Raw genomic sequence first — 10,519 nt, 5'->3', positions numbered from 1 at the left:
TTGGTAGCCGCTTAAAAATGAGTCCAACTTTATGGGGTCACTTCACAATTGGCTGCGTTTTTTTATGGCTATTATTTGGCGATCGCCAAATAATAATCGTTGTTATGTTTCCTGTGCATTGAGTGATTGGCCGTTAATGTCATGACTATCTTTACCCATAAGATACAGGTACAGAGGCATTATTTCTTTTGGTTCCGGATTGGTTTCTGGTAGCTCTGCCGGGTAAGCGTAGGCACGCATTTGAGTGCGGGTAGCGCCGGGGTTTATGCAATTAACGCGAATATTGGCAGTGTTGTCGACTTCATCAGCTAATACTTGCATGAGGCCCTCAGTAGCAAATTTAGAAACACTATAAGCGCCCCAATAGGCGCGCCCTTTTCTGCCAACGCCAGATGAAGTGAAAATGACTGAAGCGTTTTCGGAGCGATGCAATAAAGGCATTAAAGTTTGTGTCAGGATGAAAGGGGCGTTGATATTCACCTGCATCACTTGTTGCCAGATAATAGGATCATAAGACTCTATAGCTGTTCTTACGCCTAGTAGTGAAGCGTTATGCAATAGCCCGTCAATATGGCCAAATTCATTATCAAGAATGTTGGTGAGGTCGATATAATCGTGTTCAGTCGCTGTTTCGAGATTTAGTGGAACAATAGCGGCTTTTGGCCATCCTGCCGCTTCAATTTCGTCGTAGACTTTTTCCAGTTTTGCGGTGGTTTTTCCTACAAGAATAACCGTTGCGCCGTGAGCGGCATAAGCGAGTGCTGCGGCGCGGCCAATGCCCGCGCCCGCGCCAGTCACAAGAATAATTTTATTTTCAAGCAAATTATCTGGAGCATTATATTCAAACATAGAAAACGTCCTTATTGGTTGTGACGGCTCTCAAAAATGCGCGTCTATTGCTGATAAAATCTGGTCGGCATGATTAACATAGCTGTTTGCATGCCAGTCTGAGGGATTGTCTGATTTGTTAATATAGCCATAGAGTGCGCCAATTGTGAACATATTTGCGCGATTTCCGGCCTCAATATCTCGTTTATGATCGCCAATATAGATGCAGTGTTGAGGGTTTGTTTTTATTTGATGACAGGCGAGTAATAATGCCTCGGGATCTGGCTTTGTCTGGCTTACATGGTCCGGGCAGATAACGCTGGCACAGCGTTGGCTTAGTTGTAGCTCTGCCATAATAGGTGTCGTAAAGCGCGCGGGTTTATTTGTCACAATTCCCCAGGGGATCTGGTTGGCTTCAAGTGTTTCCAGAAGGTTGGCTATGCCCGGAAAAAGCTGACTATCCGTCGCAACATGCTGGGCGTAAAGATCGAGCATTTGTAAATGCAGGGCTGGCAGGTTGGTGTGCTCGTCAGAAAAGTGGAACGCGGCTTTAAGCATAGCGTTCGCGCCATTCGATACCTGTTTTCGTAGTTCAGCGTAAGGCTGTTCTGGCAGGTTATGTTCTGCCAGAAGTTGGTTTATTACCCAGTGAAAATCCGGAGCGGTATCGAGCAAGGTGCCGTCGAGATCAAACAAGACGGCTTCGGGTTTTCTGTTGAAGCTTGCTTTCACGTTTATAGCTCAGGCCGGGTAGTTGCCATCATAAAATTGACATCAACATCGGTTGAGTCGAGTCGATATTGCTTGGTTAGCAGGTTATAAGTCATGCCGGTGATATCGTTGGTTTTGAGGTTTGTTTGACGAACCCAGGTGGCTAGCTCGGAAGGGCGGATGAATTTCTTGAAATCATGCGTGCCTTTTGGGACCAGTTTTAGTAAGTGCTCGGCTCCCAGAATAGCAAACAGATAACTTTTGGGGTTGCGGTTCAGTGTAGAAAAAAACACATGACCTCCCGGCTTAACCATTTTTGCGCAGGCTCTGACAATAGAGGATGGGTCTGGAACATGTTCCAGCATCTCCATGCAGGTTACTACATCAAATGCCTCTGGGTTGGCTTCGGCCATCTCTTCCGCGGTAATTTGTTGATAATTAACAGCAACGCCGCTTTCAAGGCCGTGCAGTTTGGCTATTTTTAAGGGCGCTGCACCCATATCAATACCTGAAACCTCAGCGCCGCGTTGTGCCATGGATTCCGAAAGGATGCCGCCGCCGCAGCCTACATCGAGTACCTTTTTGCCTGCCAATGAGGCGATACGGTCAATATAACCCACGCGCAGCGGGTTAATGTCATGCAGAGGTTTGAATTCGCTGTTTTTGTCCCACCAGCGGCTGGCAAGCTCTTCAAACTTGGCAATTTCAGCAGGGTCGATATTGGCTGAGAAGGTTTGATCAGTCATAAGAAAGGGTATCTGAATTGTAATTCGATTATTACTATTCTAGCACTCGTCAGCGGTCTAAAACAGGTAGTGCAACATATTCATTTTGCGGGATTCTTTTCAAAATCTTGTGGTATACTCTTGCGGTTAAAAATAGGCTCTGTTTTAGGGCTTATTGGGTAGAACGAATCAATATTAGCAGACCGCATCAAGGAAAGCTGAAACGCATGGGTGATTTAACCAAAGAGATTTTGCCGGTAAATATCGAAGATGAGATGAAGCAGTCTTATCTTGATTATGCCATGAGTGTCATCGTTGGCCGCGCGCTACCTGACGTTCGAGACGGCTTGAAGCCAGTCCATCGTCGCGTGTTATTTGCGATGAGTGAGCTAAACAATGACTGGAATAAACCATATAAAAAATCTGCACGTGTGGTGGGTGATGTTATAGGTAAATATCACCCACATGGTGATAGTGCTGTTTATGACACCATCGTCCGTATGGCGCAGGACTTTTCCATGCGTTATACGCTGGTAGATGGTCAAGGTAACTTCGGTTCTGTCGATGGTGACTCTGCGGCTGCCATGCGATATACCGAAATTCGCATGGACAAAATTGCCCATGAGTTGCTGGCTGACCTGGATAAAGAAACTGTCGACTTCGTGCCTAACTATGATGGCACCGAATTTATTCCCGAAGTTATGCCGTCGCGTGTGCCTAACTTATTAGTTAACGGTTCATCAGGTATTGCCGTAGGTATGGCGACCAATATTCCGCCACATAATTTACGTGAAGTTGTGAGTGGGTGTTTGGCATTAATAGAGAACCCAGCGCTCAGTGTCGATGAGTTGATGGAATATATACCGGGGCCGGACTTTCCGACGGGCGCTATTATTAATGGTCGTGCCGGGATTCTTCTTGCGTATCGTACCGGGCGTGGTCGTATCTATGTCCGCTCTAAATACCATGTAGAAGAAAACAGTAAAGGCCGTACCGCCATTATTGTCACAGAGATTCCTTACCAGCTTAATAAAGCGCGTCTGATCGAAAAGATCGCTGAACTGGTAAAAGAGAAGAAACTAGAAGGCATCAGTGAGTTACGTGACGAATCCGATAAGGATGGTATGCGTATTTATATCGAGCTGAAGCGCGGTGAAATGCCAGAAGTTATTGCCAATAACCTGTTTGCTCAAACACAGATGGAAGGTGTGTTTGGTATTAACGTGGTGGCATTGGTTGATGGTCAGCCGAAAATTCTGAACCTCAAAGAGTTGCTGGAAAACTTTATCCGTCATCGCCGTGAAGTGGTGACGCGTCGTACCGTTTACTTGTTGCGTAAAGCACGTGAACGTGGCCATGTACTCGAAGGTCTGGCTATTGCCTTGGCGAATATTGATGAAGTAATTCAGCTGATTAAACAGTCGCCAACGCCTGCAGAAGCAAAAGAACGCCTGTCTTCGATGGCGTGGGAGCCTGGTTCGGTTGTTGAGATGCTGGAACGTGCAGGCGAGCATGCCTGTCGTCCGGATGATCTTGATCCTCAGTTCGGTATGCGTGAAGGTAAATACTACCTGTCACCTGTTCAGGCTCAGGCTATTCTTGATCTGCGTCTGCATCGTTTGACCGGTCTTGAGCATGAGAAGCTGATTAATGAATATCAGGAACTACTGGTTAAAATCGCTGAACTGCTTGAGATTTTAGGTTCTTATACGCGTCTGATGGAAATAATTTGTCAAGAATTACAAGCCATTTATGATGAATATGGTGATGAGCGTCGTACTGAAATTATATCGTCTCGATTAGATCTGACCGTGGCAGACCTCATCACCGAAGAAGATATGGTGGTAACCATTTCTCACGGTGGTTATGCGAAAACGCAACCGCTGACCGATTACCAGTCACAGCGCCGTGGTGGTAAAGGTAAGTCGGTAACCGCCGTTAAAGATGAAGATTTTGTTGAACATCTGTTAATTGCCAGTACACATGCCACTATTTTGTGCTTTACCAATAAAGGTAAGGTTTATTGGTTAAAAGTGTACGAAATACCGCCAGCCAGCCGTGCTGCTCGTGGCCGTCCGATTGTTAATATTCTGCCGCTGGGTGAGGGTGAGCGTATTTCAACGATTCTGCCGGTTAACGAATACAGTGAAGATCGTTATGTCTTTATGGCAACGGCCAGCGGTATCGTTAAGAAAACCTCATTGGTTAACTTCTCGCGTCCACGATCGTCGGGCTTGATTGCCGTTGATTTACTGGATGATGATGCGCTGATTGGTGCGGCTATAACGGAAGGTGATAACGACATTCTGTTAGTGACTGACGCAGGTAAAGTGGCACGATTCCATGAAGCAGAAGTGCGCTCGATGGGCCGGACAGCGCGTGGTGTACGCGGTGTTAAAATGAAAGGCGATGCCCGTGTTATCTCTCTGATTATTCCTCAGGAAGGTGGCAAAGTATTGACTGCCTCAGAGCGCGGCTTTGGTAAGCAAACAGCGGTTGAAGACTTTCCCTGTAAAGGGCGTGGTAACCAGGGTGTTATTGGTATGCAATGCACCGAGCGTAACGGTGGGCTGGCAGGGGCTGTTCAGGTCTTTGAAGGCGATGACGTTATGCTTATTAGTAATCAGGGCACGATGGTACGCACCCGCACCTCTGAGATTTCAGTGCTGGGCCGTAACACGCAGGGCGTTATGCTGATTCGTGTTGCCAGCGATGAAAAACTGGTCAGTCTGGCGCGTATAGAAGAGCCGGAAGTGCTGGAAGAAAGTCTTATTGAAGGTGAAGACGGCGCTATAGAAGAAGGCGCTGTAGAAAATAGCTCTGAAGAAAAGAGTACTGAAGAAGGTGTAGAAACTATTGTCGATGCTCCACAAGAGCTGTCTGACGATACCCCGGAAGCAGAGTAAGTTAAGTGCGGCGCAAGCCGCGCTTTTTATTTAGGCTGCTGAGTGAACATTAAGAGAACAGGTAGAAATGAGCCGTAAGTTGAATTTCAGTGCAGGGCCTGCAGCCCTTCCGGAAGAAGTATTAAAGCAGGCGCAGGAAGAGATGCTCGACTGGCATGGTCATGGACTTTCCATAATGGAAATGAGCCATCGCAGTAAAGAGTATGTATCAGTTGCTGAACAGGCTGAACAGGATCTTCGTGATCTGATGCACGTGCCGGATAACTATAAAGTCCTGTTTCTACAGGGTGGTGCTACCAGTCAGTTTTCGATGATTCCAATGAATCTGTTGCGTGGTAAAAAAACGGCTGACTATATCAATACAGGTGTTTGGTCTATAAAGGCCATTAAAGAAGCACAGCGTTATTGCGATGTTAATATTGTAGCCACCACAGAGCACAATAACTTCACATCTGCACCGACTCAAAATCAGCTCAAACTGGATGCCAGCGCCGCTTATGTTCATTACACTCCCAACGAAACCATTGGTGGTGTGGAATTTGACTATATTCCGGATACAGGTAGCGTACCTTTGGTCGCTGATATGTCTTCAAGCATTCTTTCTCGTGCCATCGATGTTTCCCGTTTTGGATTGATCTATGCTGGCGCGCAGAAAAACATCGGGCCTGCGGGTTTGACGGTAGTTATCGTAAGGGATGATCTTATAGGTCAGACGCTAGCAGGTACGCCAACGATGTTTGATTACGCTGTTCATGCTGCGTCTGACTCAATGAATAATACACCGCCTACATTTGGCTGGTATTTGGCTGGTTTGATCTTCCAGTGGCTGAAGCGTCAGGGTGGCGTTGAAGGTATGGAAGTTATCAATAGACGTAAAGCAGAAAAACTCTATCAGGCGATTGATCAGAGCAGTTTCTACGCAAACCCTGTTGCGATAGCAAATCGCTCATGGATGAATGTGCCGTTTACGCTGGCTGATGCTAATCTGGATAATCTCTTTATAGAAGAATCAGAGCAGGCTGGTTTATTAAATCTGAAGGGGCATCGATCTGTAGGTGGAATGCGCGCCAGTATTTATAATGCGGTGCCAGAAGCGGCGGTTGATGCTCTGATTGAGTTTATGCAATATTTTGAAAGTAAGCATGGCTAATTTTCTGGTAATAGGATCTTTGGATGACTGAACAGGAACAGGCGCTCAAGGTATTGCGCGACCAGATTGATTCGATTGATAAGCAAATACACGTTTTGTTGAATCAGCGTGCAACCTGTGCCCAGCGAGTTGCAGAAGTAAAACAGCAATATCAAGGTAATGAAATTGCTGTTTTTTATCGGCCTGAGCGCGAAGCGCAAGTACTCAAACGCGTGATGGAGCGCAACAAAGGGCCACTTGCTGATAAAGAAGTCGCCCGTCTGTTTCGGGAGATTATGTCCGTATGTCTGGCGCTTGAAAAGCCCATGCGCGTCGCCTTTTTAGGCCCTGAGGGTACATTTACACAGCAGGCTGCCCTTAAACATTTTGGCCACTCCGCGCAAAGCGCACCCATGACTACCTTGGATCTGGTATTCAGGGAAGTAGAAGCGGGTGCCGCACATTATGGTGTGGTTCCTATTGAGAACTCTACTGAAGGCATGGCAACGCATACGCTGGATCTGTTCAAACGCTTTAATCTGCGTATCTGTGGTGAGTTGGAGTTAAAAATCCATCATCATTTGTTGATTAATGACAATACCGATCCAGAATTGATTACCCGTATATATGCCCATCAAGAGTCGTTTGCCCAATGTAGAAGTTGGCTTGAAGCTAATTACCCGCGCGTAGATCATGTGGCCATCAGCTCTAACGCCGAAGGCGCACGCCTGGCTTCATTAGAAGTGGGAGCGGCAGCTATTGCCGGGGATATGGCTGTTGATCTTTATCGGCTACGTATTCTTGAGCGCAATATTGAAGATCAGTCTGATAATAGTACGCGTTTTCTGATTTTAGGTGATCAGGATGTGGGGCCAAGTGGTGATGATAAAACATCAATCTTAATGTGCGCTCATGATAAACCGGGCGTGCTGTATACGTTACTTGAACCTTTTCATCGCCATGGGATCAGTCTTACACGAATAGAAACCCGTCCGGCGCATCAAGGTGGTTGGAGTTATCTGTTTTATATAGACTTTGAGGGGCATGCAGATGAGCCGCAAGTACAAAAAGTACTATCTGACCTGGAAGCCAGTTCAGTAGAACTTAAATTATTAGGCTCCTACCCAAAAGCGGTATTATAAGAATTATACAGAGCGCTTATGACGTCAGTTTTTCGAGTGTGTAGCTTGCAGTGGTATGTTGAGTGCGCTGTGAGCTTTATGGTAAATCGTGTGTTTAACTTACAGCGGCGGGCGGCGTGTAGCTTGCCGTTGAGTGTGCCTCTGTGAGTTTTATGGTAAATCGTGTGCTAATTATTGGCCTGGGTCTGATCGGTGGATCTTTAGCTAAAGCATTAAAAAATAAAAGATTTGCACGCGTCATCGCAGGTTATGACCGCAATTCTGATGATCTTCAGCAAGGCCTTGACCTTGAAATTATTGATGAGGCGGTTAGTGATCTGACCACGGCGGTAAGTACCGCTGATATTATTGTCTTAGCGGTGCCGGTTAAGGCGACCGAAGCTGTTTTATCCGCTATTAAGCCCTACCTTAATGTAAATACAGTTATCACTGATGCTGGAAGTACCAAAGCTAATGTTATTCAGGCTGCACAAAAAGTCTTCGGTTCGGTTCCTGTCAATTTCATACCCGGGCATCCGATTGCAGGTTCTGAAAAAAGCGGTGTGGCGTCATCAGATGAAAAATTGTTTGTCAAACATAAAGTGATTTTAACACCGCTCGCTGAATCGAATAAAAGTGCAACACGCCTGATAGCCAGAATGTGGCAAAGTACTGGTGCAGAAGTATTACAGATGGGTGTTGAACGGCACGATGAAGTGCTTGCTGCCACTAGTCATCTTCCGCATATTCTTGCGTTTTCCCTGGTAGATACACTGGCTAAAGAACAAGACAGCACAGATATTTTTCGCTATGCAGCCGGTGGATTTCGCGATTTCACCAGAATAGCCGCTTCGGATCCTACCATGTGGCACGATGTCTGTATCGCCAATAAACAAGAACTAATCAACCAGATTGATAACTTCACCGACGGACTGGCTGTTTTACGTCAGGCCATAGTAACGAGTGATAGTCAGTCGATGCTCGGTATTTTCACCCGTGCTAAATCGGCTCGTGAGCACTTTAATAAAATGCTCAGTGGCACCGCCTATTCACAAACGCATAACAATCTTCATGTAACCTTCCATGTTCGTGCTGGTAGTGCGTTGCATGGGCGTATTCGCGTTCCAGGGGATAAATCTATCTCACATCGTGCTGTCATGCTGGGTGCATTGGCTGAAGGTGTGACGAATATCAGTGGCTTTTTGGAAAGTGAAGACAGTATGGCGACTGTACAAGCGTTCCGGGATATGGGTGTGGTTATCGAAGGCCCGCATCAGGGTAAAGTTAAAATTTACGGTGTGGGTCTACACGGTTTGTATTCACCACCAGGACCCTTGTACTTAGGTAATGCAGGAACTTCTTTGCGTTTGTTAAGTGGCTTATTGGCCGCGCAGGCGTTTGATTGTGTTTTATTGGGTGATAAGTCGCTTTCCAGAAGGCCCATGGAGCGTATGGCTGAACCTTTGCGCAAAATGGGTGCCTCTATTGAAACGGCAACTGATGGATTTGCTCCTGTTGTTATTAAGGGAGGGCAGACATTAATGGGTATTGACTACCAGATGCCGGTTGCCAGTGCGCAGGTTAAGTCAGGGTTATTGTTGGCGGGGTTATATGCGCGGGGCACTACGTGTATCAAGCAACCGGCGATGACGCGTGATCACACTGAACGGATGCTGCGCAGCTTCGGTGTAGAGCTTAATACCCATAATGGCGAAGTAAGCATTGCGTCAGGACAGATATTAACCGCGACCGATCTTGAAATCCCGGCGGATATATCTTCTGCGGCTTTTTTTATAGTCGCTGCAGCGATCATTCCCGATTCAGATCTGATAATAGAACAGGTGGGTGTGAATCCGGGTCGCGCCGGTGTTTTGCAAATATTACAGCTCATGGGAGCTGACGTGACATTGGAAAACCACACGCAGCGCAGCGGTGAACCTGTCGCCGATATCCATGTGCGCTACGCGCCTTTAACCGGTATTACTATTCCGGAAGCGTTAGTGTCAGTTGCTATTGATGAATTTCCTGCGATTTTTGTGGCCGCCGCGGCTGCTAAGGGTACGACATGTCTGAGCGGAGTGGGTGAGTTAAGATACAAAGAAAGCGACCGAATTCAGGCAATGACAGAAGGTCTCACGCGTATGGGAATAGACATCACTGTTAACGGTGATGTTATTTTGATTAAAGGTGGTGAACTACAAGGTGCAAAAATTTGTAGTTTTAACGACCATCGTATAGCGATGGCGTTTGCCATTGCAGGAACCATCGCCACTAGTGAAGTAATGATTGAAGACTGTAATTATGTAGCGACTTCATTTCCTGATTTTATTGAAGTAGCTCAGAAAGCAGGAATACGTATTCATAAGGAGGAGACTTGATGTCTCAAAATAACACCCGTGTACCCGTAATTACAGTTGATGGACCCAGTGGTTCAGGTAAGGGTACGGTGTGCCGGTTGCTGGCAAAAAGCCTGGGATGGTTGCTGTTAGATAGTGGTGCTCTGTACCGTCTGACAGCGCTTGCAGCGAGTCATCATGGTGTGTCCATAGATGACGAAGAGGCATTGGTTGTGTTGGCTGCGCACCTGGATGTGCGGTTTACTACGCATGACGATGTTGTACAAATTATTCTTGAAGGTGAAGAAGTTACGCAGGCTATTCGAAGCGAAACGGTTGGTAATGATGCTTCTGTTATTGCTGCGATTGGATCCGTCAGAACTGCTTTGCTTGAAAGGCAACGCGCCTTTGTTGAGATGCCGGGGCTGATAGCCGATGGCCGTGATATGGGTACTGTCGTGTTCCCTGATGCACCCCTTAAAATATATTTAGATGCCAGTGTGGAAGAAAGAGCAAGTAGACGATATAACCAGTTGATAAATAAGGGGCTCGATGCTAGCCTTGGTGTAATAATGAATGACTTGCAAGAGCGTGACGCGCGTGATATGAACAGAAGCGTAGCGCCTTTAAAGCCAGCAAGTGATGCGTTGGTACTGGATTCAACCAGTATGACGATTGAAGCTGTTCTGAATACAGTCCTGGAAGAAGTTCGCCATAAAGGATTGCGTTAAAGAATTGCGCTAACAGAATTTTGATAATTAGC

Annotated in this window: 8 protein-coding genes; 5 read left to right on the top strand and 3 right to left on the bottom strand. The window is 46.5% G+C overall.

The genetic code is table 11. The annotated features are described in order from the left end of the window. Positions 1-102: 102 nt before the first annotated feature. Genes Nant_RS02460 through ubiG form a run of 3 tightly spaced genes read right to left on the bottom strand, consistent with a single transcriptional unit; the run spans position 103 to position 2,285 of the window. Positions 103-849, bottom strand: a complete 747-nt coding sequence (locus Nant_RS02460; protein ID WP_054340063.1) for a YciK family oxidoreductase — start codon at positions 847-849, stop codon at positions 103-105. Between the two features lie 30 nt (positions 850-879). After that, the gene (locus Nant_RS02455; RefSeq protein WP_054340062.1) at positions 880-1,560 is read right to left on the bottom strand and encodes an HAD family hydrolase; all 681 of its coding nucleotides are present in this window, start codon (positions 1,558-1,560) and stop codon (positions 880-882) included. A gap of 2 nt (positions 1,561-1,562) precedes the next feature. Then, on the bottom strand, positions 1,563-2,285 hold the full coding sequence (gene ubiG, locus Nant_RS02450) for a bifunctional 2-polyprenyl-6-hydroxyphenol methylase/3-demethylubiquinol 3-O-methyltransferase UbiG (protein WP_054340061.1): 723 nt from the start codon (positions 2,283-2,285) through the stop codon (positions 1,563-1,565). 206 nt (positions 2,286-2,491) lie between these two features. On the opposite strand from ubiG, the gene gyrA reads away from it, so the two are divergent. The 5 genes from gyrA to cmk all read left to right on the top strand — a co-directional run bounded on the left by gyrA (position 2,492) and on the right by cmk (position 10,487). Further along, complete coding sequence (gene gyrA / locus Nant_RS02445) at positions 2,492-5,170, top strand: DNA gyrase subunit A (protein WP_054340060.1); 2,679 nt, start codon at positions 2,492-2,494, stop codon at positions 5,168-5,170. Positions 5,171-5,237: 67 nt separating this feature from the next. Next, positions 5,238-6,320, top strand: coding sequence for a 3-phosphoserine/phosphohydroxythreonine transaminase (serC, locus tag Nant_RS02440; protein WP_054340059.1), 1,083 nt, complete (start codon positions 5,238-5,240; stop codon positions 6,318-6,320). Between the two features lie 23 nt (positions 6,321-6,343). Next, entirely contained in the window at positions 6,344-7,441 is a 1,098-nt protein-coding gene (gene pheA / locus Nant_RS02435) for a prephenate dehydratase (protein ID WP_054340058.1), read from the top strand. A 164-nt stretch (positions 7,442-7,605) separates the two neighbouring features. Further along, positions 7,606-9,798 (top strand): bifunctional prephenate dehydrogenase/3-phosphoshikimate 1-carboxyvinyltransferase, encoded by a 2,193-nt coding sequence (locus Nant_RS02430; RefSeq protein ID WP_338011153.1) that lies wholly within the window; start codon positions 7,606-7,608, stop codon positions 9,796-9,798. After that, positions 9,798-10,487 (top strand): (d)CMP kinase, encoded by a 690-nt coding sequence (gene cmk / locus Nant_RS02425; RefSeq protein ID WP_054340056.1) that lies wholly within the window; start codon positions 9,798-9,800, stop codon positions 10,485-10,487. The genes Nant_RS02430 and cmk overlap by 1 nt, the downstream gene beginning before the upstream one ends. Positions 10,488-10,519: the final 32 nt, after the last annotated feature.

The organism is Neptunomonas antarctica, from assembly GCF_001305295.1.
Taxonomy (GTDB): Bacteria; Pseudomonadota; Gammaproteobacteria; order Pseudomonadales; family Balneatricaceae; genus Neptunomonas; species Neptunomonas antarctica.
The sequence above is the reverse complement of the archived record's forward strand: the minus strand, read 5'-3'. Positions and strand labels throughout refer to the sequence as shown.